Source organism: Micromonospora sp. MGP-C2 (genome assembly GCF_057766525.1).
The window spans coordinates 3940964-3965468 of record NZ_JBYMEN010000002.1; the positions used below are offsets into that span (position 1 = coordinate 3940964).

Annotated in this window: 21 protein-coding genes; 10 read left to right on the forward strand and 11 right to left on the reverse strand. The window is 72.8% G+C overall.

Features of this window, described 5'->3' with window-relative positions:
- Positions 1–60 precede the first annotated feature (60 nt).
- Genes AC3CF1_RS18010 through AC3CF1_RS18030 form a run of 5 tightly spaced genes read right to left on the reverse strand, consistent with a single transcriptional unit; the run spans position 61 to position 4105 of the window.
- Positions 61–753, reverse strand: a complete 693-nt coding sequence (locus AC3CF1_RS18010) for an NUDIX hydrolase (protein ID WP_354976364.1) — start codon at positions 751–753, stop codon at positions 61–63.
- Positions 750–1382, reverse strand: a complete 633-nt coding sequence (locus tag AC3CF1_RS18015; protein ID WP_488450891.1) for a TlpA family protein disulfide reductase — start codon at positions 1380–1382, stop codon at positions 750–752. The genes AC3CF1_RS18010 and AC3CF1_RS18015 overlap by 4 nt, the downstream gene beginning before the upstream one ends.
- Positions 1379–2167 (reverse strand): endonuclease III, encoded by a 789-nt coding sequence (gene nth / locus AC3CF1_RS18020; protein ID WP_355163484.1) that lies wholly within the window; start codon positions 2165–2167, stop codon positions 1379–1381. Before nth ends, AC3CF1_RS18015 begins: the two co-directional genes overlap by 4 nt.
- A 40-nt stretch (positions 2168–2207) precedes the next feature.
- Positions 2208–3386: a CapA family protein gene (locus AC3CF1_RS18025; RefSeq protein ID WP_354981836.1), complete on the reverse strand. Its 1179-nt coding sequence runs from the start codon at positions 3384–3386 to the stop codon at positions 2208–2210.
- Positions 3387–3442: 56 nt separating this feature from the next.
- Complete coding sequence (locus tag AC3CF1_RS18030) at positions 3443–4105, reverse strand: adenosylcobinamide amidohydrolase (RefSeq protein ID WP_328381156.1); 663 nt, start codon at positions 4103–4105, stop codon at positions 3443–3445.
- 143 nt (positions 4106–4248) lie between these two features.
- Here AC3CF1_RS18030 and AC3CF1_RS18035 point away from each other — a divergent pair, with 143 nt between their 5' ends.
- The 9 genes from AC3CF1_RS18035 to AC3CF1_RS18075 all read left to right on the forward strand — a co-directional run bounded on the left by AC3CF1_RS18035 (position 4249) and on the right by AC3CF1_RS18075 (position 14938).
- On the forward strand, positions 4249–4926 hold the full coding sequence (locus AC3CF1_RS18035) for a Crp/Fnr family transcriptional regulator (RefSeq protein ID WP_007466162.1): 678 nt from the start codon (positions 4249–4251) through the stop codon (positions 4924–4926).
- Positions 4927–5013: 87 nt separating this feature from the next.
- On the forward strand, positions 5014–5244 hold the full coding sequence (locus tag AC3CF1_RS18040; RefSeq protein ID WP_488450892.1) for a hypothetical protein: 231 nt from the start codon (positions 5014–5016) through the stop codon (positions 5242–5244).
- A gap of 560 nt (positions 5245–5804) precedes the next feature.
- Positions 5805–6410, forward strand: coding sequence for a TetR/AcrR family transcriptional regulator (locus AC3CF1_RS18045; RefSeq protein WP_088950560.1), 606 nt, complete (start codon positions 5805–5807; stop codon positions 6408–6410).
- Between the two features lie 37 nt (positions 6411–6447).
- Positions 6448–7245, forward strand: a complete 798-nt coding sequence (locus tag AC3CF1_RS18050) for a TIGR03084 family metal-binding protein (protein WP_099849157.1) — start codon at positions 6448–6450, stop codon at positions 7243–7245.
- Between the two features lie 56 nt (positions 7246–7301).
- A complete protein-coding gene (locus AC3CF1_RS18055) occupies positions 7302–8918 on the forward strand; it encodes an acyclic terpene utilization AtuA family protein (protein ID WP_488452098.1) in 1617 nt (538 codons plus the stop codon).
- Positions 8915–10111 carry an acyl-CoA dehydrogenase family protein gene (locus tag AC3CF1_RS18060; protein ID WP_088950563.1) on the forward strand — a complete coding sequence of 399 codons (1197 nt, stop codon included), beginning with the start codon at positions 8915–8917 and terminating at the stop codon, positions 10109–10111. The genes AC3CF1_RS18055 and AC3CF1_RS18060 overlap by 4 nt, the downstream gene beginning before the upstream one ends.
- Positions 10108–11709, forward strand: coding sequence for an acyl-CoA carboxylase subunit beta (locus tag AC3CF1_RS18065; RefSeq protein ID WP_210791347.1), 1602 nt, complete (start codon positions 10108–10110; stop codon positions 11707–11709). Before AC3CF1_RS18060 ends, AC3CF1_RS18065 begins: the two co-directional genes overlap by 4 nt.
- A 14-nt stretch (positions 11710–11723) precedes the next feature.
- A complete protein-coding gene (locus AC3CF1_RS18070) occupies positions 11724–13778 on the forward strand; it encodes an acetyl/propionyl/methylcrotonyl-CoA carboxylase subunit alpha (RefSeq protein ID WP_488452099.1) in 2055 nt (684 codons plus the stop codon).
- The gene (locus AC3CF1_RS18075) at positions 13775–14938 is read left to right on the forward strand and encodes an acyl-CoA dehydrogenase family protein (RefSeq protein WP_099849164.1); all 1164 of its coding nucleotides are present in this window, start codon (positions 13775–13777) and stop codon (positions 14936–14938) included. The genes AC3CF1_RS18070 and AC3CF1_RS18075 overlap by 4 nt, the downstream gene beginning before the upstream one ends.
- Positions 14939–15115: 177 nt before the next feature.
- On the opposite strand, the gene AC3CF1_RS18080 is transcribed toward AC3CF1_RS18075, so the two are convergent.
- Both AC3CF1_RS18080 and AC3CF1_RS18085 read right to left on the reverse strand, forming a co-directional pair.
- Positions 15116–16306 (reverse strand): hypothetical protein, encoded by a 1191-nt coding sequence (locus AC3CF1_RS18080; protein WP_354981839.1) that lies wholly within the window; start codon positions 16304–16306, stop codon positions 15116–15118.
- Positions 16303–17244, reverse strand: a complete 942-nt coding sequence (locus AC3CF1_RS18085; RefSeq protein ID WP_355163286.1) for a transporter substrate-binding domain-containing protein — start codon at positions 17242–17244, stop codon at positions 16303–16305. Before AC3CF1_RS18085 ends, AC3CF1_RS18080 begins: the two co-directional genes overlap by 4 nt.
- Positions 17245–17411: 167 nt before the next feature.
- On the opposite strand from AC3CF1_RS18085, the gene AC3CF1_RS18090 reads away from it, so the two are divergent.
- The gene (locus tag AC3CF1_RS18090) at positions 17412–17756 is read left to right on the forward strand and encodes a hypothetical protein (RefSeq protein ID WP_354981841.1); all 345 of its coding nucleotides are present in this window, start codon (positions 17412–17414) and stop codon (positions 17754–17756) included.
- Here the strand turns inward: AC3CF1_RS18090 and AC3CF1_RS18095 are convergent.
- From AC3CF1_RS18095 to AC3CF1_RS18110, 4 genes are all read right to left on the reverse strand, one after another.
- Positions 17740–19239, reverse strand: a complete 1500-nt coding sequence (locus AC3CF1_RS18095) for a serine/threonine-protein kinase (protein WP_354981842.1) — start codon at positions 19237–19239, stop codon at positions 17740–17742. The genes AC3CF1_RS18090 and AC3CF1_RS18095 overlap by 17 nt on opposite strands.
- Positions 19240–19269: 30 nt before the next feature.
- Entirely contained in the window at positions 19270–19773 is a 504-nt protein-coding gene (locus tag AC3CF1_RS18100) for a hypothetical protein (RefSeq protein WP_354981843.1), read from the reverse strand.
- 119 nt (positions 19774–19892) lie between these two features.
- On the reverse strand, positions 19893–23639 hold the full coding sequence (locus AC3CF1_RS18105) for an adenylate/guanylate cyclase domain-containing protein (RefSeq protein WP_488450893.1): 3747 nt from the start codon (positions 23637–23639) through the stop codon (positions 19893–19895).
- Complete coding sequence (locus AC3CF1_RS18110; RefSeq protein ID WP_488450894.1) at positions 23636–24472, reverse strand: MBL fold metallo-hydrolase; 837 nt, start codon at positions 24470–24472, stop codon at positions 23636–23638. Before AC3CF1_RS18110 ends, AC3CF1_RS18105 begins: the two co-directional genes overlap by 4 nt.
- Positions 24473–24505: the final 33 nt, after the last annotated feature.

Below are 24505 nucleotides of genomic sequence, written 5' to 3' on the forward strand. Positions count from 1 at the left end.
TCAAGCGTACGGGCAGTGCGCCTCCCGGATGACCATCGCTTGCCGAAGGTGACCGTGCGATCAGCGCAGGGCTGTCTCGTCCGCGTTGTCGGTGCCCGCCGAGGGCGCCGGCGTCGCCCCGCTCGGCGGGAGCTCGACCACCCGGCCGTGCGGCCACGGACGCGCCCAGCCCCCCATCTCCAGGAGGGTGGCCAGCACCCCGGCGGTGAAGCCCCAGACGAGCATCCCGCGCGCCGAGAACGCCGGCCCGATCCAGCCGCTCGGGTGGCGGACCCGCAGTCGGTTGGCCGGGTCGACCAGCTCGCTGACCGGCAACCGGGCGACGTGCGCCACCTCGGCCGGCTCCCGGGGGTGCACCGGGTGCGGGTCGTGCCACCAGGCCAGCACCGGGGTGACCACGAAGTCGCTGACCGGGATCCACAGTTTCGGCAGCTCGGCCAGCACGGTCACGCTGGTCGGGTCGAGACCGACCTCCTCGTTCGCCTCGCGCAGGGCGGTGGCGCGGACGTCGGCGTCCTCCGGGTCGGCCGCGCCACCGGGGAAGGCCGGCTGGCCGGCGTGGTTGCGCAGGGTGGCGGCGCGTTGCAGCACCAGCACGTCGGGGCCGGCACCGGGTTGCTCACCGAGCAGCACCAGCACGGCGCTCTCCCGACCGCCCTCGGCCGGGGTGGTCAGCCGGGTGAAGTCCTCGGCGCGGGCGGTGCCGAGCCGGGTCAGCAGGGGCTCGATCCACTCGGGTGGTCGACGGGTCACGCCGGCACCGCCAGGCCGAGGTGCTGGCGGACCAGCTTGGCGAGCTGGGCATCGTCGAGCGCGCCGGTGGCGTCGATGTGCCGGATCTGGCCCTGCGCGTCGACGAAGAGGGTGAGCGGGAAGGCGTTGCGCTTCAACTCCCGTTGCAGCGCGTCGCCCTGGTCGACCAGGATCGGGAAGCGTACGCCGAAGTCCTCGCCGATGGACTGGGCGCCGCCCCGGCTGTCGCGGGTGTTCACCCCGACCACCTGGAGTTGGCCGGCGGTCCGTTCGCTCAGCCGTTGGAAGGCGGGCAGTTCCTTGCGGCACGGCCCGCACCAGGACGCCCAGACGTTGATCACGGCCGGCCCGGCCACGTCCCGCAGGGCGACGGGAGCGCCGCCGGTGAAGCAGGACAGCGTCAGCTCCGGCAGCGCCTGCCCGGCGGCGGCCGTCGTGCCGGTCGTGGTGGGGGCCGTCGTCGCGGTCGACGTCGGCGCGGTGCCGAGCTTCGAACAGTCCCGGAACGGCGACGGCCGCTCAGCGGCGGCCGGCGGCCGGGGGGCCGGGTCGTCGTCGGCCTTTCCTGCGGTGCAGCCGGCGACGACCAGCAGCAGCGGCAGGACGAGCAGGGTGAGCCGGCGGTTCACGGCACCTCCGCGGCGATCGCCTGTGCGGGCACCAGCTCCGGGTCGACCCCGGCCGCCACCGCCAGATCACGCGCCCGAGGGCCCTTGAGAAGCTTCGCGGCGGCTGCCGGATCGGTCGGCCCGATGCCGTACGAGGGGCAGAGCTTCGCGAGTGTGCACGCCCCGCAGGCGGGCTTGCGGGCGTGGCAGACCCGTCGCCCGTGGAAGATGATCCGGTGCGACAGCATCGTCCAGTCGCGCTTCGGGTAGAGAGCGCCGACCGCATGCTCGATCTTGACCGGGTCGGTCTCGGTGGTCAGCCGCCACCGGTGGACCAGCCGCTGGAAGTGTGTGTCGACGGTGATGCCCGGGACGTCAAACGCGTTGCCGAGGATCACGTTGGCGGTCTTGCGGCCGATGCCGGGCAGGGTCACCAAGTCGACGAGCCGACCCGGGACCTGGCCGTCGTACCGGTCGAGGAGCGCCTGGCCGAGCTTGAGCAGCGAGTCGGTCTTGTTGCGGTAGAACCCGGTGGGCCGGATCAGCTCCTCCATCTCGGCCCGGTCGGCCCCGGCGTACGCGGCGGCGCTCGGGTAGCGGGCGAAGAGCTTGGGGGTGACCTCGTTGACCTTCTTGTCCGTGCACTGCGCGGAGAGGATGGTGGCGACGGCCAACTCCAGGGCGTTGGAGTGGTCCAGCTCACAATGCGCGTCGGGGTGCGTTTCGGTCAGCACTCGACCGATCTTGCGGGCACGGCGGGTGCGCCCGAGGTCGGTCTCGCTGGCGCCGGGAGGACTGTCGGTCACGACGGTCAGCCTACGTCGCGCCCCGGACGTTCCTGGCGGGTCAACCGCCGGCCGGCGGCGAGATCTTGCCCTGCCCGTCGAGCCGGGCGCCGCCCTTGGGGAAGTCGGTGCGGCTCAGCTCGGTGACCAGGCCCAGACCCCGGTCGTTCGGGTCCATCGTCGGCTTGCCGGCGTCGTTCATGTACGTCGAGGTGAACGAGCCGCCGGCCCAGGTGCCGTCCGGCTTGAGCGACACCTTCAGCACCCCGCCCCAGCCGAGGCGGCCGTCGTTGTTCAGCGAGTTGCCGCCGCCTGCGAAGTTGCCCAGGCTGTACGCGATCAGCCGCCCCTGGTAGAACTCCATGCCGCGCAGCACGTGCGGCCCGTGCCCGACGATCAGGTCGGCGCCAGCGTCGATCATGGCGTGGGAGAACTTGACCGGGTCGCCCCGGTTCTCGCCCAGGAACATCTCGGTGCCCGGCTTCACCCGGGTCTTCTCCGCGCCCTCGCCACCCATGTGCACCTGCACCACGACCAGGTCGGCCATGGTGGCGGCCTTGGCGACCACCGTCTTCGCCTTGGCGATGTCGACCAGACTGTTGGACCAGACGTACGACGAGAAGCCGGCCACGGCGACCTTGACGCCCTTGACGTCGACCACGGTGATCTGGTCCGGGGCACCGGTGTGCTTGAGGTCGTACTTCTCCAGCGCCTTCTGGGTGTTCTCGTAGCCCTTCGGCCCGTAGTCGTAGCCGTGGTTGTTGGCCTGGTTGAGCACGTCGAAACCCGCGTCACGCAGGTGTGCGGCGTATTCCGGTGGGGCCCGGAACTGGAAGCAACGGGTGGAGTTGGCCCCGCACTTGCCGGTGCCGGTGTCCACCGTCAACGGCTCCTCCAGGTTGCCCATCACCAGGTCGGCCTTGAGCGCCTCGGTGACCGAGGTGAAGAAGCCCTTGCCGCCGGATGGGGGCAGCCGGCTCGGCGCGTTGCCCATGATGATGTCGCCGGTGGCGGAGAGCGAGATCGCGCCACCCGCGCCGGCGGTCGCGCCCCCGCTGGCATCCGGGCCGGCCGTGGCCACCGGAGCGCCCGTGCCACCACCACCGGCGCCGGGCTGCCACACGGGGGCCTCGCCGCCCGCATCGGAGCAGCCGGCGGCGAGCAGGGCGGCCAGCAGCGCGGCGAGGCCGAGGGCGACGCGGCGACGCGGGCGGGACGCAAGGGGGGCGGGAGCATACATCGCCCGCGACCCTACCGGTCGGCAAACGCGCCGACGACAGCCGATCGGTCGAATCTTCAGCTGGTCAGCTGGTCCGACCAGGGCACGACCGCCCGGGAACCCCCGGCGAGCACCGCCGCGTGCACCGCGCGAGCCAGCGGGGCGCCCCAACTGGAGCGCGGTCCCCCGTACGCGGCCTCGGGCCCGTCGACCGGGCAGAGGACGGTGACCGCGTCGGTCGGGGTGCCGGTCCCCGGCAGTCCCAGCTCGCTGATCGCCTGGGTCTTCGCCTCGGTCGCGGTGGCCACCGCGTTGACCAGTGCCGAGTCGGCGAGCCGCGCCGGCACGTACACCACGATGTTGACCGTGCCGACCCGCTGCACGAGCCCGGCCGGAGCTGGCGCGGCCGCGAGCACCGGCGTGCCGAGCCCGACCGTCGCCCAGGCCCGCACGCCGGTGTCGGTGCGCGCCACCACCTCGCCCACGTCCACCCCGGTCAGCAGACCCACCCCGGGCCCGTCGAGGGCCAGGTCGGCGGCGAGGGCCGTCAGGTGCGCGGCGGGGTCACCCCGGTCGTACGACATCGGTACGGTCGCGTTCAGCACCCAGTGCCGGATGCCGATGCCACCGCCCAGTGGGCCGCTGCTGACAGCTCGTAGGGGCACTTCCGCGCGCCAGACGAGCAGCGGAATGTGAAGCCCATCCTCGGCGCGGCTGGTCAGGGTCGGCTCGCTCAGCACGTCGGGCAGGTTACGCCCACCGATCAAGATTCCAGGGGCGACCTCCGATTCGTGCTCACGTGCGCCTAGACTTGGCGGCGCGCGAGGGGATCAGCGGACGGCGGACCCGGCCGACGGACGGCACGCGTAAGCGGAGGTGCGCGATGGACGAGGTACTGGCCCGCAGCGGGATCTTCCAGGGTGTTGACCCGGAAGCTGCCGAGGCGCTTGCCAAGGAGATGGAGACGATCGAGGTCCGCAAGGGCGAGATCGTCTTCAATGAGGGCGAGCCCGGTGACAGCCTCTATATCCTGCTGTCCGGGAAGATCAAGGTTGGTCGCCGCGCAGCGGACGGCCGACAGAACCTGATCGCGGTGATGGGGCCGTCGGACATGGTCGGTGAGCTGTCGCTCTTCGACCCTGGCCCGCGTACGGCGACCGCCACCGCGGTGACCGACACCCGGCTGGTGCGACTGCGCAAGCAGGCGCTGCGGCCGTGGCTGAACAACCGCCCGGAGATCGCCGAGCAGTTGCTGCGGGTGCTCGCCCGGCGGCTGCGTCGGACCAACGACTCGCTCGCCGACCTGATCTTCACGGACGTGCCGGGCCGGGTCGCCAAGAACCTGCTCCAGATGGCTGGGCGGTTCGGCACCCGCGACGGCGGTGTCCTGCGGGTGACCCACGACCTCACCCAGGAGGAGATCGCCCAGCTCGTCGGCGCCTCGCGGGAGACGGTCAACAAGGCGCTCGCCGACTTCGCCTCGCGCGGCTGGCTGCGTCTGGACGGCAAGAGCATCATCATCCTGGACCCGGAGCGCCTGGCCCGTCGCGCCCGCGTCTGAGCGGTACGTCCCGTCCCCGCCTTCCGTCACCGACGGACGGCGGGGACGTTTCGTCTACCCGGCGTCACCGCCGCCGACCTGATCGTGGTGACCGGCGACATCGCGGCCGGCCCGCAGCCGGTCGAGGCGAGGGCCGGCAAGCCGGCATCGCTTGAGGTGTCGAACTGGGCCGCCGGGCAGCTCCGCGACGACCAGGTGGCCCGGGTGGCGGCGGAGTCGACCTTCCCGGATGCCGCCGCGTGGGCCGACGAGTACCTGCGCTCCCAGCACAGCGACGCCGACACGCTGGCCGTCTTCGGCCCACGCGACGGCCGCTGACCCGGTCGGCCTCGCCCAGGGGAGATGCCCTCGGTCCACAGTCCGGACCCAGCCACGGGTCGGGCGTAGGGAATGGTCCTCGCTGCCTGTAGAGCTGCCCCGGATCTGGGGCGACGCGACTCAGCCGAGACGGCCAATGCGCTCCGCGAACTCATGGAGAGTCGACACGGCAGTGGGCACGGCTCGATGCGGCGCCTGGCCGACAAGGTTCAGCAGGCCACCAACGAATCAGATCCATACAAGACAATCAGTCGGCAGCTCGACGGCCAACCCAGATGGCGGCCACCACTCCGCCCCTTCCCGACCTTCGGCAGCCGACACCCCGAAACCACGGCAGGCCGGTCACGATGGCCGACGGGGCCCTGGGTACGGCTGGATGGGCGAGGGGACTTCTTCACCTGAAGGCAAGGTCGCCTCCCCCGGTGACGTCGGCACCTGCCCCATCCATGGGGCAGCTCTACAGGAGCTGTGCCACAAGGTCCCGTCCCACTCCACCCGCGCCGAGCGACACAGAAAAAGTCAGTCTTGACTGTTTGTTTCTCAGGCCGCAGGCTGTTCCCGTGTCCCCCGCATCAACCCGCGTCCCTCAGCAGGAACGCAGCCGCGCCACTCAGGCCCGGCTGCTGGAGGCGACCGTCGACTGCCTGATCGAGCACGGCTGGTCCGGCACCACGACCACCGTCGTCGCCGCGCGCGCCGGTGTCTCACGCGGGGCTCAGCTGCACCACTACCCGACGAAGGCCGCCCTGGTCACGGCCGCCGTGGCCCATCTCGCCGAGCGACGGGCCGCCGAGTTGCGCAGCGAAGCCGAAGCCCTGCCGGCCGGGCCGCAGCGGCTGGACCGGGTCATCGACCTGCTTGGCGTGGCGTTCACCGGGCCGCTGTTCGTGGCCGCTCTCGAGCTCTGGGTCGCCGCCCGCACCGATCGGGAACTTCGCGACGCCCTGGTGCCGTTGGAGGCGATGGTCGGCCGGGAGATGCACCGGCTCACCGTTGCCCTGCTGGGCGTCGACGAGCGTCGACCCGGCGTCCGCGAGGCGGTGCAGGCCACCCTCGACCTGCTGCGCGGGCTCGGGGTGGCCAACCTGCTCAGTGATGACTCGGCCCGTCGTACCGCCCTGTTGACCACCTGGAAACGCCAGCTCGCCACCCTGCTCACGCCCTGACCGCCGGCCGCACCGGCCACCACCGACCGGAGGCACCATGGTCGACCTCACCGACCTGCTCGCGGATCTGGCCGCCGAGTCCGCCCAGCTCGATGCCCTGGTGGCTCCGCTGCCGGCCACCGACTGGGCCCGGCCAACCCCTGCGCAGGGCTGGAGCATCGGGCACCAGATCGCCCACCTCGCCTGGACCGACCATGTGGCGTTGCTCGCCGCCACCGATCCCGAGGCGTTCTACGCGACGGTGACCACCGCCCCGGACGCGACCCGGCTGGTCGACGCGGGCGCCGAGGAGTTCCTCGCCCCGCCGGTGGAGCTGCTCGAACGCTGGCGGGCCGGCCGGACGGCTCTCGCCGACGCGCTGGCCGCCGTTCCGGCCGGCGAGAAGCTGCCCTGGTACGGCACCCGGATGTCTGCCACCTCGATGGCGACGGCCCGGATCATGGAGACCTGGGCACACGGTGAGGACGTGGCCGACGCGCTCGGCGTCGTCCGTCCCGCCACTGACCGGCTCCGGCACGTCGCGCACCTCGGTGTGCGTACCCTCGGGCACGGCTTCGCCGCCCACGGCCGGGCGACACCGACGTCGCCGGTCCGGGTCGAGCTGCTCGGGCCCGGCGGCGACACGTGGAGCTGGGGTCCGGCGGACGCCGCCGACCGGCTGAGCGGCCCGGCACGGGACTTCTGCCTGCTGGTCACCCAGCGCCGCCACCGCGCGGACCTCGCCCTGGTCGCCACCGGCCCGGTCGCCGACGAATGGCTCGACGTGGCGCAGGCGTTCGCCGGCCCGCCGGGTGTCGGCCGCGAGCCGGCCAGCGCGGACGGAGCACGCGCGTGATCCGGATCGGCAACGCCTCCGGCTTCTACGGTGACCGGTTCACCGCCTGGCAGGAGATGCTCGACGGCGGCGAGCTGGACGTGTTGACCGGCGACTACCTGGCCGAGTTGACCATGCTGATCCTCGCCCGGGACCGGTTGCGCGACCCCGACCTGGGCTACGCGAAGACATTCCTTCGTCAACTGGAGACCTGTCTCGGCACCGCCCTCGACCGTGGGGTGCGGATCGTGACCAACGCCGGCGGGTTGAACCCGGCCGGCCTGGCCGCAGCCATCGACACCCTGGCCACCCGGTTGGGCCTGCCCGCCAAGGTGGGGTACGTCGAGGGCGACACGATCCAACGCCCCGACGCCCTGAGCGCGAACGCCTACCTCGGAGCGTTCGGCATCGCCGCCTGCCTGGACGGCGGCGCGGACGTGGTGGTCACCGGCCGGGTCACCGACGCGTCGCTGGTGGTCGGCCCGGCCATCGCCCGGTACGGGTGGGGCCGCGACGACCTCGACCAACTGGCCGGGGCGACGGTCGCTGGGCATCTCATCGAGTGCGGCGCGCAGGTCACCGGTGGCAACTTCAGCTTCTTCACCGAGCTGCCCGACGGCGGGCACCGGCCCGGCTTCCCGATCGCCGAGGTGTCCGCCGACGGCTCGACGGTGCTCACCAAGCATCCGGGCACCGGTGGCGCGGTCACCGTGGAGACGGTCACCGCACAACTGCTCTACGAGGTCGGTGGGCCGGCGTACCTGGGACCGGACGTGGTCGCCCGACTGGACACGGCGACGTTGCGCCCCGCCGGGCCGGACCGGGTCCGCGTCTCCGGCGTCCGGGGCACCCCGCCGCCGCCCACGCTGAAGGTGGGCGTCAACAACCTCGGCGGCTTCCGCAACTCGATGACGTTCGTCCTCTGCGGACTGGACATCGAGGCGAAGGCGGCGCTGGTCCGCGGGCAGGTCGAGGAGTCGGTCGGCAAGGACGGCCTGGAGTTCGTGCTGGCCCGGACCGACCACCCGGACGCCGCCGACACCGAGGCGGCCAGCGCCCTGCTGCACGTCCACCTGCGCGACGGCGACAAGGCGCGGGCCGGCCGGGCCTTCTCAGCCGCCGCCGTGGAGTTGGCCCTGGCCTCGTACCCGGGCTGCACGTTGACCACCCTGCCGGGCGATGCGACACCGTACGGCGTCTTCACCGCCGACGTGGTGCCGCAGGACGCGGTGCCACACGTGGCGGTGCTGCCCGGCGGCGCACGGGTCCCGATCGCCCCGCCGACCCGCACCGCGCCCATCTCGGCGGCCGAGACGGCTCCGGAGGGCGACGCGACCCACGACGGTCCGACCCGGCGCGGCCCGCTCGGCGAGCTGGTCGGCGCGCGGTCCGGGGACAAGGGCGGGGACGCCAACCTCGGCGTCTGGGCGCGCAACGACGAGGCGTACGCGTGGCTGCGCGGCTGGTTGACAGTCGCGCGGCTGGCCGAGCTGCTGCCGGAGACCGCGCCGCTGTCGGTGCGGCGCTATGACCTGCCGAACCTGCGCGCGGTCAACTTCGTGATCGAGGGCCTGCTCGGTGCGGGGGTGGCCGCGTCCACCCGGTTCGACCCGCAGGCGAAGGCGCTCGGTGAGCTGCTGCGCGCCCGGATCGTCGACCTGCCCGCCGACGCGCCGACGGGGGCGGCGCGATGAGCATCGTGGACACTCCGGAACGGCGGCAGCTGCGGGAGCTGACCCGCGCCTTCGTGACCCGCGAGGTGCTGCCGCACCTGGACGACTGGGAACGGGCCGGCGAGGTGCCGAGAGCCCTGCACGCCACCGCCGCGAAGCTGGGCCTGCTCGGCGTCGGCTTCCCCGAATCGGTCGGCGGCAGCGGCGGTGACCTGCTCGACTCGATCATCGTGACCGAGGAGGTGATCCGCTCCGGCGGCTCGTCCGGCCTGATCGCGGCCCTGTTCACGCACGGCATCGCCCTGCCGCACATGGTCGCAGCCGCCGGTGTGAGCATCGGCGGCTCGCTGGGCGGCCGGCTCGGTGGCACCTCGGCGCCCGGCGACGACGACCTGGTCCAGCGGTACGTCCGGCCGACCCTGGCCGGCACGATGATCGGGGCGTTGGCGATCACCGAGCCGGACGGCGGTTCGGACGTGGCCGGCATTCGCACCACCGCCCGCCGCGACGGCGACCACTACGTGGTGAACGGGTCGAAGACGTACATCACCAGCGGCCACCGGGCGGACTTCGTGACCACGGCGGTCTGCACCGACTTCCCCGGCAGCGGCGAGCTCACCCTGCTGGTCATCGACAAGGGGCTGCCCGGGTTCACGGTCGGGCGCCGGCTGGAGAAGCTGGGCTGGCACTGCTCGGACACCGCCGAGCTGTCGTTCGTCGACGTGCGGGTGCCGGTGGCCAACCGGATCGGCGCGGAGGACACCGGCTTCCTGGCGATCATGCAGAACTTCGCCGCGGAACGGCTCTCGCTGGCCACCCAGGCGTACGCCACCGCGCAGCGCTGCGTCGAGTTGGCGGTGCGCTGGTGCCGGGACCGGGAGACCTTCGGGCGTCCGCTGGCCAGCCGGCAGGTGGTCCGGCACCGGCTGGCCGAGATGCACACCCGCGCCGAGGCCGCCCGGGCGTACGTGCACGAGGTCGCCGTTCGGGTGGCGGCCGGTGAGCCGGTGGTGACCGAGGTGGCGATGGCCAAGAACGTGGCGGTGGCCGCCTGCGACGAGGTCGTCGACCAGGCGTTGCAGTTGCACGGCGGGTTCGGCTACATGCGCGACGCCGAGGTGGAGCGGCACTACCGCGACGCCCGGATCCTCGGCATCGGCGGCGGCGCCACCGAGATCATGAACGAGATCATCGTGAAGGGGATGGGCCTGTGACCACACTGGACACCACGGTCGATCCGTCCGCGCCCGGCTTCGTGGCGAACCGGGCGGCGCTGCTGGAACGGCTCGCCGAGCTGGACGCGGCGCTGGACCAGGCCCGCGCGGGCGGCGGCGAGAAGTACGTGGCCCGGCACCACAAGCGGGGCAAGCTGCTGGCCCGGGAGCGGATCGAGCTGCTGGTGGACGCCGACAGCCCGTTCCTGGAGCTGTCGCCGGTCGCCGCGTACGGCACGGACTTCCCGGTGGGCGCCAGCGTGGTCACCGGCATCGGCGTGGTCGAGGGCGTGGAGTGCCTCATCGTCGCGAACGACCCGACGGTACGCGGCGGCGCGGTCAACCCGTGGTCGCTCGCGAAGACGCGGCGGGCCGGTGAGATCGCGCTGGCCAACCGGCTGCCGATGGTCAACCTGGTCGAGTCGGCCGGGGCGGACCTGCCCACCCAGGCGGAGATCTTCATCCCGGGTGGTCGGGTGTTCCGTGACCTGACCCGACTCTCGGCCGCGGGCATCCCCACGGTCAGCGTGGTCTTCGGCAACGCCACGGCCGGTGGCGCGTACGTGCCGGGGATGTCCGACCACGTGATCATGATCCGGGACCGGTCACAGGTATACCTGGCCGGGCCGCCGTTGGTGAAGATGGCGACCGGCGAGGTCACCGACGACGAGTCGCTGGGCGGTGCGGCGATGCACGCCGGCACGTCCGGGCTCGCCGACCACCTGGCCGAGGACGAGCGGGACGGCATCCGGCTGGCCCGGCAGTGCGTACGACGGCTGAACTGGCGCAAGCACGGCCCGTCGCCGCGTACGGCGATGCCGCAGCCGCCGAAGTACGACCCGGACGAGCTGCTCGGCATCGCCAGCGCCGACCTGAAGGTGCCGTTCGATCCCCGTGAGGTGCTGGCCCGGATCCTCGACGGCAGCGACTTCGACGAGTTCAAGCCCGCGTACGGGGGCGCGTTGGTCACCGGTTGGGGCGAGCTGCACGGCTACCCGGTGGGCGTGCTGGCCAACGCCCGCGGTGTGCTGTTCAGCGAGGAGGCGCAGAAGGCGGCTCAGTTCATCCAGCTCGCGAACGCCTCGAACACCCCGCTGATCTTCCTCCAGAACACCACCGGCTACATGGTCGGCACCGAGTACGAGCAGCGCGGCATCATCAAGCACGGCGCTTTGATGATCAACGCGGTGTCCAACTCGACGGTGCCGCACCTGACGGTGAACCTGGGCGCCTCCTACGGGGCCGGCAACTACGGCATGTGCGGCCGGGCGTACGACCCGAGGTTCCTGTTCACCTGGCCGAACGCCAAGTCGGCGGTGATGGGCCCGGCGCAGCTCGCCGGGGTGCTGTCCATCGTGGCCCGGCAGGCGGCGGCCGCACGGGGGCGCGACTACGACGAGGACTCCGACGCGGCGATGCGGATGATGGTCGAGCAGCAGATCGAGTCCCAGTCGGGCGCGCTGTTCCTCTCCGGCCGGCTCTACGACGACGGCGTGATCGATCCCCGGGACACACGGACCGTCCTCGGGCTCTGCCTCTCGGCGATCCACAACGGCCCGGTCAAGGGTGCCGACGGCTACGGCATCTTCCGGATGTGAGAGGCGAACTGATGATGATTCGGAAACTGCTCGTTGCCAATCGCGGTGAGATCGCGCGTCGGGTCTTCGCGACCTGTCGCGCCCTCGGCGTGGAGACGGTCGCCGTGCACTCGGACGCGGACGCCGCCGAGCCGTTCGTCGGCGAGGCCGACCAGGCGGTCCGGCTGCCCGGGGCCACGCCGACCGAGACGTACCTTCAGGTCGAGAAGATCCTGGACGCGGCCCGGCGCAGCGGCGCGGACGCCGTCCATCCGGGTTACGGCTTCCTCGCCGAGAACGCCGAGTTCGCGGCGGCGGTGACCGACGCGGGGCTGACCTGGGTGGGTCCGCCGGCCAAGGTGATCGCGGCGATGGGCGACAAACTCGCGGCCAAGGCGATGCTCGCCGAGGCGGGCGTGCCGATGTTGCCGAGCTGGACCGACACCGATGGGATCTCGGACTTCCCGGTGCTGGTGAAGGCGTCTGCCGGCGGTGGTGGGCGGGGCATGCGGATCGTCCGGGACGCCGCGGGGTTGGCCGAGGCCGTCGCGTCCGCGCGCCGCGAGGCGGCTGCGGCGTTCGGCGACGGCACGGTCTTCATCGAGCGGTACGTCGAACGCGGCCGGCACGTCGAGGTGCAGATCTTCGGCGACGCCCACGGCCGGGTGGTGGCCCTCGGTGACCGGGAGTGCTCGATCCAGCGCCGGCATCAGAAGATCGTCGAGGAGGCGCCGGCGGTCGTTCCGGAGCAGGTGCGCAGTGCGTTGCACGAGGCTGCGGTGGCCGCCGGTCGCGCTGTCGACTATCTGGGCGCGGGCACTGTGGAGTTCCTGCTCGCCCCGGGCGGCGAGTTCTTCTTCCTGGAGATGAACACGCGCCTCCAGGTGGAGCACCCGGTGACCGAGCTGTGCACCGGCCTCGATCTGGTGGGGTTGCAACTGCTCGTGGCCGAGGGTGAGCCGCTGCCGGCGACCCTTCCGGTCAGCACCGGGCACGCGATCGAGGTGCGCCTCTGCGCCGAGGACGCCGGGGCGGGTTGGCGGCCGGCAACCGGCACCCTGCACCGGTTCACGGTCCCCGCGGTGGCGGCCGAGTTCGGCGGGCTGACCCGGCCGGGGCTTCGGCTCGACTCGGGCGTGGTGGCCGGCTCGGTGGTCGGGGTGCACTACGACTCGATGCTGGCGAAGCTGATCGCCTGGGGGCGTAACCGTGCCGAGGCGACCCGGTTGTTGTCCACCGCGCTGGCCCGGGCCGAGTTGCACGGGGTGACCACCAACCGGGACCTGCTGGTGCGGGTGCTGCGCAGCCCCGCGTTCGCCGCCGTGGAGATCGACACCGGATTCCTGGACCGGCACGCGGAGGTGTTCGCCGCGCTGCTGCCCACCGAGCGGCTCCCACTGGCCGCGCTCGCCGCGGCCCTGGCTGCGGCGAGCCAGCGTCGGGCGACCGCACCGGTGCTCGCCGGGCTCCCGTCCGGCTGGCGAAACGTGCCCGCCGTTCCCCAGACCACCCGCTTCGCCGTGACGGGCGGCGACGAGATCGAGATCCGCTACCGCCTGGACCGGGCCGGCCGGCTCGCCGAGTGGTCCAGCACCTCGGCGGCCTCCGACTCCGCAGATGGACCCGAAGCTCCAGAGCCGGCCGTCGCGCCCAGCGTGGCGCTGGTCGAGGCCACCCCGGAGCGGGTGGTGCTCGACGTCGACGGGGTGCGGTGCGCGTACCGCGTACACCGGGTGGGGTCGGCGGTCTTCGTGGACGGCCCGGACGGGGCGGCGAGCCTGGCCGAGCTGCCGCGTCTCCCCCTGCCGACGGCGGAGGTGGCCGCCGGGTCGCTGCTCGCGCCGCTGCCGGGCGCGGTGACCCGGGTGCATGTTCAGGTCGGTCAGCGGGTCACGGCCGGCGAACCACTGCTCACGCTGGAAGCGATGAAGCTGGAACATCCCGTGCTCGCCCCGACCGACGGTGTGGTCGCCGAACTGCCGGTGCCGGCCGGCGGTCAGGTCCAGACGGGCGCCGTGCTGGCCGTCATCGACAGCTCCCCCGCCACCGGCGACCTGGAGCCGTCGAATCCCGAGGAGGACCCCCGATGACCTTCGACCTCACCCCCGAGCAGGACCAGTTGCGCGACGCCGTGCGGGCGTTGGGCCGTCGTTACGGCCACGGCTACTTCGTCGAGAAGGCGAAGTCCGGCGAACACACCACCGAGCTCTGGGCCGACGCCGGACGGCTCGGTTACCTCGGCGTCAACATCCCCACCGAGTACGGCGGCGGGGGCGGTGGCATCACCGAGCTGGCGATCGTCTGCGAGGAGTTGGCGGCCGCTGGCTGTCCGTTGCTGCTGCTGGTGGTCTCTCCCGCGATCGCGGCCACCGTGCTGAGCCGGCACGGCACCGAGGAACAGCGCAAACGGCACCTGCCCGGCCTCGCCGACGGCTCCCAGAAGATCGTCTTCGCGATCACCGAGCCGGAGGCCGGTTCCAACTTCCACCGCCTCGGCACTGTGGCCCGCCGCGACGGTGACGGCTGGGTGCTCAACGGCCGCAAGTGCTACATCTCCGGCGTCGACGAGGCGGATCACGTCCTGGTGGTAGCCCGGACCGAGGACTCCTCCACCGGCAAGCTCAAGCCGGCGCTGTTCCTCGTGCCGACCGACGCGGCCGGGCTGACCCGGTCCAAGTTGGACATGGAGATCCTGTCTCCGGAGAACCAGTTCCTGCTCTACCTGGACGACGTCCGGGTCCCCGCCGACGCACTGCTCGGTGAGTCGCTGGACGCCGGGCTGCCGGCGCTCTTCGCCGGGCTCAACCCGGAGCGGATCACAGTGGCCGCGATGGGGGCCGGCACCGGCCGGTACGCCATCGAACGGGCCAGCGAGTACACCGCCACCCGCAAGGTCTGGGGTGGTCGGAGCATCGGCTCCCACCAGGGGGTGTCGCACCCGTTGGCGCACGCGGCGGTGCAGGTGGAGCTTGCCCGCCTGATGATCCAGAAGGCTGCCACCCTGTACGACGCCGGCCGTGATCTGGAGGCCGGGGTGGCTGGCAACATGGCGAAGTACGCGGCCGGGGAGGCCGCCGCGCTCGCCGTGGACACCGCCGTCCAGGTGCTCGGCGGGGCCGGCATGACCACCGAGTACGGGGTGGCGACCCTGCTCGGCGCGGTGCGGGCCGGCCGGATCGCCCCGGTCAGTCGGGAGATGATCCTCAACTTCGTGGCGCAACACGTCCTGGGACAGGACAAGTCGTACTGACCCGAGCCTCCGCGTCTGCGCGGGCGTGCCGGGCCATGGCCGCGCGAGCCCGCGTTCCCGCACGTGCCCACGCTGCATGATCGACTCGGTTTTCTTGAATCCGGGGTGTCCGGGCGTCAGTGATGCCCCGACTTCCTGAAAACCGAGTCGATCAGCGCGAGCCACGCGTGGCGGTGGTCAGCCCGGGGTACGACAGGTGGCATCGATGCGGTGGACCGGGCGGACCCGCCGACCCATGCCCTCCAACAGTGAATCCTCGACGTGGAAGTCATGAATGCGCAGTTGGTGGCGGGGCAGCTCCTCCTCGCTCGGGCAGAGCACCTGCGCGCGGACCAGATCGACCGGCACGTACCGGACGCCGCCCCGCTCCTGAAGGATCACCATGTTGACGTCGTCAGTGGTGACCACGTGCCCGCGTACGTCCTCGGTCGGCCCGTTCTCCTCGCCGACGGTGGTGACGGTCAGCGGCAACACCGGCGTGCTGATCACCGGCACCGCGGCCCAGATCAGCGTGGCCAGCACCGCCACCTCGGTCGCCGACGCCAGCGGCCGGATCACCACACCCGGCAGCGGTCCGGCGATGAACAGGGCCAGCAGCGGCGGCACCACGATGAGCGCCAGCACCAGCCCCTCGTCGCCCTGCTGCACCGCTTCCCGCAGGGTGGGCAGCATCAGCCAGCCGTACCCGGCCAGCAGCGCGACGATGATCAGCAGCCGTGGCAGCACCCGTTCGTGCAGGCGCGCGGGACGGAGTTGGAACGCGGCCACGAATGCCGGCAGCAGCAGCGGGAGATAGAGCAGCGGCCAGGTGATCAGGGCGAGCAGGAAGCTGGCCAGCACCACCCAGGCGGGGGTGATGTCGGCCCAGCGGGCGAAGAGCGGACGACGACGGGCGCCCGGTGGCAGCCGGTCGGCGCTGACGGCCAGCACCGCGCCGAGCGCGAAGACGGCGACCAAGCCGGTCGAGAGCAGCCGAGCTGCCGTGGTCAGGAAGCCGGCGAGCAGGTTGACCGGCCCGACGTTCGCCACCAGCAGCAGTGTGGTCTGGAGTTCGCCGCCGGCCTCCACCCCGAGGCGGAGCACCGAGAAGATCGCCGGTACGCCCACCACGGCGGTCCAGAACGACTGGCTGGCGCGAGCGCGTCGCTCCGCCGGGTCCCAGCGGACCCGCCCGGGCTCGACGTCGGCGATGATCGGCTCGGCGGGTTCGGCGACGGGCACACCGGCTGGCCAGTCGACACCGTCCACCCCGGCGGGCGGCACCGACTCCGTACCGTCGATTATCGGTGCGGCTGCGACGCCCGGCACGGAGCTGCGGGGCGGCGGGACCGGGCCGTCGCCGCCGGCGGCGGTGGTCGCCGCGCTCACTTCGTGGGCGCCTTGTCGTCGAAGTCGACCAGCTTCGGCACCTCCAGCGGCTGCGGCTGGCGCTTCTCGGCCTTGAGCCACGGACCCAGCGTCCGGTTGTACGAGGTCTGCCACGGGCTCGCCTGCTCGTCGCGCCCCTGCTGGTAGCTCTTCTGCAGGAAGAACGCGACCACGTCGCGCAGTGCGGGGTCACCGATCGGCACGCCGATGCCCAGCAGCTCGCTGGTGCCGAACGGCATGTCGACGATCTCGAACTCCTTCGGGTGGCGGGCCAGGAAGCCGGCGAGGATCGTCTCGTCGGAGCTGACCGCGTCGTAGCGGCCCGCCCGGATGCCGGCGACGCAGTCACCGACGGTTTTCACGACCAGGGCCTTGACCTGGTGACCTCCCAGCTCGGCCTCGGAGGTGGAGCCGCCACTGGTGCAGATCTTGTAGTCCGGGTTACGGAGGTCCTCGATGGTGCTGATCTTGCCTCTCAGCCGGGTCGGCACCATCACCTCCTGGGTGGTGACGAAGTACGGCCCGGCGAAGCTCACCACCTTCTTACGCTCCTCGGTGATGGAGAAGCTGGACACCACGAGGTCGACAGTGCCGCCCTGCAACGCGGGGATCCGCTCCTCGGTGGCCACCGGAACGAACTCCAGCCGCTGGTCCCCCTCGTAGCCGAGGGAGGCCGCTATGTATTTGGCGATCTCGACGTCGAACCCGACGTGCTGGCCGTTGCGCAGCTCACCCATCAGCGGCTCGTTCGTGGCGACGCCGATGCGCAACTTCGACTGACCGTAGATGTGCGTCTCGCGCATCTTCTCCTGCACCGTGGGCAGGTCCGGTTCCTGCCGGCTGTCGCACCCAGCGGCGGCGGCAAGGGTGAGCGTGAGGGCCACCGCCAGCGTCGACGCGACCGAGCGGAGCCGGGACTGCGAACTGCCTGCGTTCATGGGCGACCTCGCTGCCGGATGAGCTTGCGGGACACCGAGAGTAGCGGCTCTTGTCCATTGAGTGTGGACGTCGTCGGCCTTGTCGGCGGGCCCGGCGGATCGACGGCGATCGGCGCGGCGGTCGGTTCTGCGGTTGACAGCCGGCCCCGTGACGACATGCTGGACAGGTGAGTCGATCGCCCAGACCCGATGCGCGGACGGTGGCGGTGCTCGCGGCGCTGGGAGCCCTCGCGCCGCTGGTCATGCTGGTCATCTGGCGCCGACAAGATATTGTCGGCGTGGTCCTCGCGCTACTCTGCGTCCTGCTGACCATGGTGGCCGGGGTCGCCGTCTCCGCCGCCCGTCAGGCCGACGACCCGGAGCCGGCGGACCGGTCGGCGACCGTCGGGCCGCCCGAGCTGATGCCGTACGGGATCGACGCGGACACCCTCGACGCCCTGGACAGCCGGGCCACCTTGCGTGCGGCACGTGACCGGCGGCGCGGGTCGAACGGACTCAGCGGCGGCCGGTGAGGGTGGGCGCGGCGAGCGCGTCCACGCCCCGCCCGGCCAGGCACCGGTACGTCCGGTCGATGCTGCCGTCGACCGGTGGAAGCACCTCCAGGTGCCAGCCGGTCGGCTCGGCGATCCCGGTGGTCAACCGGAACGTCGTTGCGCTGCACACCTGCCGCACCGGGGCAGCGGCGACCACCTCGTCGTAGTCGGCACCGACCAGCGCCACCGGCAAAATCCCCTCGGCGTACGTCTCCCAGGTGTGCCGGCCGGCGCAGGGAAGCCGCGCCGCCTCGGCGCGGCTTCCGCGGATCCGTACCGGGCCGAAGCACTCCAGCTCGGGCAGGCAGCGGGCGCCCTCGGGCAGGGCGGTCGGCGAGCCGGCGCCGGTCACACAACCGGGCAGCGGGCCGGTGGCCGGGGCGGCGACCTGGGTGACCGACGGGCTCGGGGTGGGTGATGGCGCTCGGTCGGCGACCCAGGCCCCAGCGGTGGCGGAGGCGGCGAGCGCGAGCACTCCCGCGCCGCCGAGGAACCAGCGCCGCCAGCGCCCGCCACCGGTCACGACCTGCTGAGTGTCCTCAATGGGCGGGCGGGGCACCGGCTGACTGGCCGCGTACGGGCCGGAGAGGGTGACGCCGCCGCTGACCGGGGCACCGCTGACCGGTGTCGACGGTGAGCCGAGGGGCAGGTTGGCGAGCAGGTCGTGCAGTTCGAGGGCGGAGGGACGCTCGGCCGGGTCATTGGCCATGCCGAGGCGCAGGACGTCGATCAGCTCGTCCGGTACGCCGGGCAGGGCGGGAAGCGGCTGGTTGAACAACTCCAGCACGGTGACCAGGCTGGGGTTGCGCTCGGACTGCCAGCGGGGCGGCCGGCCGTGCATCACCGCGTAGAGGGTGGCGCAGAGCGCGTACACGTCGACGGCCGGCGACGGCGGGCTGTGGCTGAACATCTCCGGTGGCGCGTACGCCGGGGTGAGCACCTCCAGGGTGACCGAGGCGTCCCGGTGCTCGGCGAGCACTGCCAGCCCGAAGTCGGCCAGCACTGCCGAGTTGAAGTGCGAGTGGAGGATGTTGGCGGGCTTGACGTCGCGGTGCAGCACTCCGGCCCCGTGCGAGTGGGCCAGCGCGTCGGCGATCTTGATGCCGAGGTCACGGGCCTCCACCGGGCCCAGCGGCGACGTACGCATCCGTTCGGCGTACGAGCCGTCGCAGAGTTCCATGATCAGGTAGGGGTGCTGGTCGACGGTGACCCCGACGTCGAAGAGGTCCACCACGTGCGGGTGTGACGACATCCGGCCGGCAGCCCGCGCCTCGCGCAGGAAACGGGCCTGATCCCGCTCGCTGTCCAGCGTCCGGTTTTCCACCTTGACGGCGACCTCGCGACCCACCGAGATCTGGGTGGCCTGGTAGACGGTCGCGTAGCCGCCCCGGGCAAAGACCCGCAAATCCGTCAGACCGGGCACGATCGGAACTCGCAAGCCGCCGGTCGGGGTGTCGGTCACCGCTCGAAAATACCCAACCCGACCGATGGCTCAGCGCACCGCGTCCGCCGGAGCGGCACCGGCCGGACCGGTACCCTCCTCAGCGTCCGCAGTCGCCCCGGCACCGTCGGACGTCGCCACGTCGCCCGCCGGCCCGCCCCGGCGGGCGTCCAGGCGCAGGCCGACGGCGGTGGCCACCGCCCCCAGGCCCTCCCAGGCCGCCACGCCGAAGAACCGGCCCGGAGCGATGTCGGCCAGCACCGCGATGGTGAACACGGTGAACGTGACCAGCCGGAAGACGACGGTGAACCGGTAGAACACCCGCCACTCGGTGACCGTGGCCAGCAGGTAGTAGACGCCCATGTTGAACGCCGCCATCGAGGACGCCAGCAGGAACGTGCCGGTGTGGTCACCGACGGCACGCGTCTCCGGCACCTCGAACCCGAGCATGCGCAACTGCGCCTCCGGCCAGAGCAGCCCGACCGTGCCCATCACCAGCGCCAACACGCCGAAGACCGCGATGGTCCAGCCCGCGATGGAACGCGGCAGCTTCATGAAGGGCCTCCCCAGGCACGGCGACGATCACACTGTGGACCGGCACACGGTGGTGACACGCTAGCCGCTCACCCCGACCGCCACATCCCCGGAACCGGCAGAAACCGTGCCGGGTGGGGTCAGGTGAGGGCGGGGGTCAGGCGGGCGCGGAGGGCGTCGGCGGCGGCGCGTTCGCTGCGCTGCTCGGTCGCGTACGCCAGGCGGACCGCCTCGTCCGCGCTGGCCAGGGCCTCCGTCGGCTGGCCGCAGGCAGCCAGCGCCTCGGCCAGCACGCTGGCCGCGATCACCTGACTGCGCACGTCCTCGGCCGGCGCGGTGACCGCCCGGCGGGCCCAGTCCAACGCCTGCTCCCGCTGACCGTGGGCGAGCAGCGCCGCCGCGTACTGGGCCATCGTCTGGCGCCGGGAGAAGAGCAGCGAGGGCGCGTTCGCGGCGGCCGTGGCCACCGGGGCGAGCAACCCGACCGCAGTCGCCGAGTCACCGGCGGCCAGACGTGCCGTCGCCAGCAGCACCCGGGGCGCCACCTGCGCCGGGGCCTGCGGGTTGTGCGGCTCCACAGCGGTCAGCACCGAGCGGGCCACCCGCTCGGCCGTCTCGCAGTCGCCCATGTCCAACGCGACGAAGCCGCGCAGCGTGCCGGCCATCCCGGTGAGCAACGGGTGCGAGGTGCGCTCCGCGTACGCGAGGGCGTCGGTGAGCAGGTCCGCCGCGTGCTCCGGCTCGCCCAGCCCACGCGCCACCACCGCGCGCACCACCAGCGCGAACCCGCGCCCCCAGTCGTCGGAGGCGGCGGCGAACTCCCGGTACGCCCGCCGGGCCTCCCGGTCCGCCTCGGCCAGGTCACCCAGCTCGGCGGTGGCGAAGGCGGCCACCGCACGAAGCGTGCCCACCGCCCACGCCTCACCGACCCGCTCCCCGAAGGGCAGGAACACCTGCGCCATCCGACACGCCTCGCGCAGTCGGCCGGCGAGCAGTCGGGCGAACGCCGTGGTGCCGCGCAGCCAGGCCCGCCCGTACGGGTCCTTCAGCTCGGCGAAGAGCCGGGCAGCCCTGCCGAGCACCGCGTCGGTGCCGGCGAAGTCACCCCGGGTGGTGGTCACCCAGGCCAGGTTCTGCAACGACCAGGCCTGCCCGCGTCGGTCCTTCGCGCCGAGGCTGACCTGGTACGCGGCAGCCAACCGGCTGCTCGCCTGACTCAGCCGGCCAGCCACGAAGTCGGCCATGCCGAGCCGGCGCATCGCCGTGGCACGTTGGATGGGCAACTGGCCCGCCGTGGCCACCTGCAACGCCTCCTGCCAGGCGGTCACCGCCCGACCCTGATCACCGAGGGTTTCCTGGGCCTGCCCCGCGAGCAGCAGCGCGCTGACCCGGGTGACCTCGTCCCCCGCGTTCGCGGCGATCTTCTCGGCGTACGCCAGCGCGTCGGTCACCCGGCCGACCTGGAGCAGCGCCCGTGCGTGCACCACCCGATCGGCCGCCGGCATGCCGTCGCGAGCCAACTCGGTGGCGCGCTCGGCGTACTCCACGGCCAGCACCGGCTCACCGGCGGACAGCGACCGGCGGGCGGCCCGGCCGAGCGCGGCGACGCCGAGCGGGACCACCGCCCGGGCCGGCGCGTCCGGGCGCAACTTCACTGCGTCGGCGAGCGTGGCGGCCCGCTCGACGTGCATCGCCACGAAGTCGTCCCGGGCCTCGTCGGTGAACCCGCCCGGTGCCCCGGCGGCGGCCTCGTTCGCGGGCGCCGCCCAGCGGGCCAGCGCGGCGTGCCGCTCGGCCAGTTCCGCCTTGCTCACCCCTGCGTACGCGGCCTCCCGCATCAGCGGGGTCGCGAACGAGTAGCCGGTGCGGGAGCGGTGCAGCATCCGACGTTGCAGCAGCTCCTCGACAGCCCTGTCGAGTTCCACGGCGACCACGGCCGACGGCCGGCCGTCGCGGCCGGCGCGCTGCTCACGCATCGCCTCCAGGGCCCCGGTCGGCACCGCGTCACCGATGACCGCGGCGTCACGCAGCACCGAACGGGCGTCCGGTGGCAGCGCGTCGATCCGGGCGGCGAGGACGGCGGCGAGGTCGCGGGAGAGCAGCCGGCTGCCCAGCGACCCGGGCACCAACCGCCAACCCGTCGACGGGCTCTGGTCGCGTTCGCCGGAGCCGGGACGATCAACCGAGGCACGCGCACCGCGCGCCGCCTCCGAGGCACCGGCACCACGCGCTGCCTCCGAGGCGCGCACACCACGCGCTGCCTCCGCAGCGCGGATACCGCGCGCTGTTTCCGCAGCGCGGATACCGCGCGCTGTTTCCGTGGTGAGCGCTCCGCGCTCGATGAGCAGGGTGACCAGCTCGGCCAGGTAGAAGGGGTTGCCCTGAGCGGTGGCGAGCAGCCGGTCCGTGTCGGCCTGCGGCAGCTTGCCGCCGCTGAGGTAGCTGGTGAGCAGCCGCGCCGCGTCGGCACCGCGCAGTGGCGGCAGGGAGTGCACCTCGGCGTCCGCGACCCGGGTCAGCGCGCCGGCCGTACGCACCAGCTCCGGCCGGCCGAGCAGCAGCACCAGCACCGGGCCGGTGAGCCGGGACAGGGTCAGCCCGAGGGCACTGATCGTCTCGGGGGTGGCGTCGTGCAGGTCGTCCACCACGATCACCAGTGGCGCTTCCGAGGCGAGCCCGCTGAGCAGGTTGGCGACCGCGTTAGGCACCGCCTCGGCATCCGCGGCCGGGACGCTCGACCCGCCCCACTCGCCCGAGTCGGTGCCGCCGTGGGCCGGAAGTTCGCCGTAGCCGAGCAGGGCGAGCAGCTGCTCGACGGCGATCGGGGTGGTCTCGCCGCCGGAGCGGGCGAGCCGCTGCCCGAGCCGTCGCAGCCTCTCGTCCACGGCCGGTCGGGTCAGTGCGGTGGAGGCGTCACTGGGCAGGCCGACGGCGGCTCGCACCAGGTCGGCCAACGGCGCGAGCCGACGTCGCTCACCGAAGGCGGCACACCGCACCGACAGCACCCGGGCGCCCGTGTGCGCCGCGTACCGGCCAGCGCCCACGTCGTACCCGGCGGCGAGGCGCTCGACCTCCGCGGCGAACCGGGACTTGCCGATGCCCGCCTCGGCGGTCATCAGCAGCACCCGCGGGTCACCCTGGTCGATCACCTCGGCGAGCCGGCCGGCGACCCGACCGATCTCCGTCTCCCGGCCGACGTACGGCGCTTCGTCGCCCAGCCCCGAGCGGGTGCCCGGTGCGTCCAGCAGGCCCAGCAGCTCGTACGCCTCGACCGGCTCACGCTTGCCCTTGAGCCGCAGCGGGCGCAGCGCCCGCCAGGACGACACGTGTCGGGTGGCGGCGGCGGTGCGACCGCCGGCGTAGACCGCGCCGACCGCTGCGGCGTCGGCCAGCCGGGCGGCCGTGTTCACCGTGTCGCCGATGACCGTGTATTCGATGGCGGCCTGGATGCCGGCGATGACGTCGCCGGTGTTCAACCCGACGCGCAGCCCGAGCGGCGCGCCGCCGCCCCGCTCGTCGTCGAGCACCCGGCGGACGGCCCGCTGCATGGACAGGGCGGCCCGGACGGCGCGTTCGGCGTCGTCCTCATGCGCCACCGGGGCGCCGAAGACGGCCATGATCCCGTCGCCGGTCAGCTTGTCGACGTGCCCGCCGAAGGTCTTCACCGCACCGGCGAGCGCGGCGAGCACCCGGTCGGTGACCGCACCGACCCGTTCCGGGTCGAGGTCCTCCGACCAGGAGGTGAACTCGGAGAGGTCGCCGAAGAGCACGGTGACCACCCGGCGCTCGGCTGCCGGCAACGTAGCGGCGGCCGGCAGCGCGGCACCGCAGTTGTGGCAGAACCGCGCGCCGGGAACGGCGACGGTTCCACACACGGGGCAGGTCACATGTGCTCCAACCCACTGACCCCCGGCGCAGATTCCCCGATGCCGACACCCAGATACTCAAGCTGCGCACGGACCGACCACTCGGCCGCCCACCAGAGCGAGCGGTCCACGTCCGCGTAGACCGCAGCCACCACGTCGGCGGGCGTGCGGGCGCCGGCCGCGACCGCCGCCCGGACCTGGTCGAGCCGGGCGCGACGGTGCGCGAGGTAGAAGTCGGCGGCGGCTGCGCAGTCGGCCAGCGCCGGGCCGTGCCCGGGCAACGCCGGGATCCCCCGGTACGCGGACAGCAACTCCAAGCTGGTCAGGTAGTCACCGAGGTGCCCGTCCGGATGGGCGACCACGGTGGTGCCCCTGCCGAGAATGGTGTCGCCGGTGAACACCACCCGCTCGTCACCGTGCCCGACCAGGAAGCAGACCGAGTCGGCGGTGTGCCCTGGAGTGCCCAGCAGGCTGATCTCCAGGCCGAAACCGCCGAGGCGTTCGCCCGGTTCGGTCAGTGGCTCGCCGCCGAGGGTGTGCGCCGGGTCGACGGCGAGGACGTGCACGCCGCCGAGCAGTTCGCTCAGCCGGGCGGAGCCCTCGGTGTGGTCGGGGTGGCCGTGGGTGATCAGGACCAGCCCGATCGGGCCGTGCTCGGCGATCCGGGTCAGGTGTCCCTCGTCCGCCGGCCCCGGGTCGACCACGACGGCGTGCTCGGCCGACGGGGCGCGCAGAACCCAGGTGTTGGTGCCGTCGAGGGTCATCGGCCCCGGGTTCGGTGCACGCAGCAGTGTCACCCAGGTCGGCAGCTCGTCGGCCAGCGCCGCAGCCGGTGCCGTCACGTGCCCGCTCATGGCTGCGATGGTACGACCCCGCCCGCAACACCC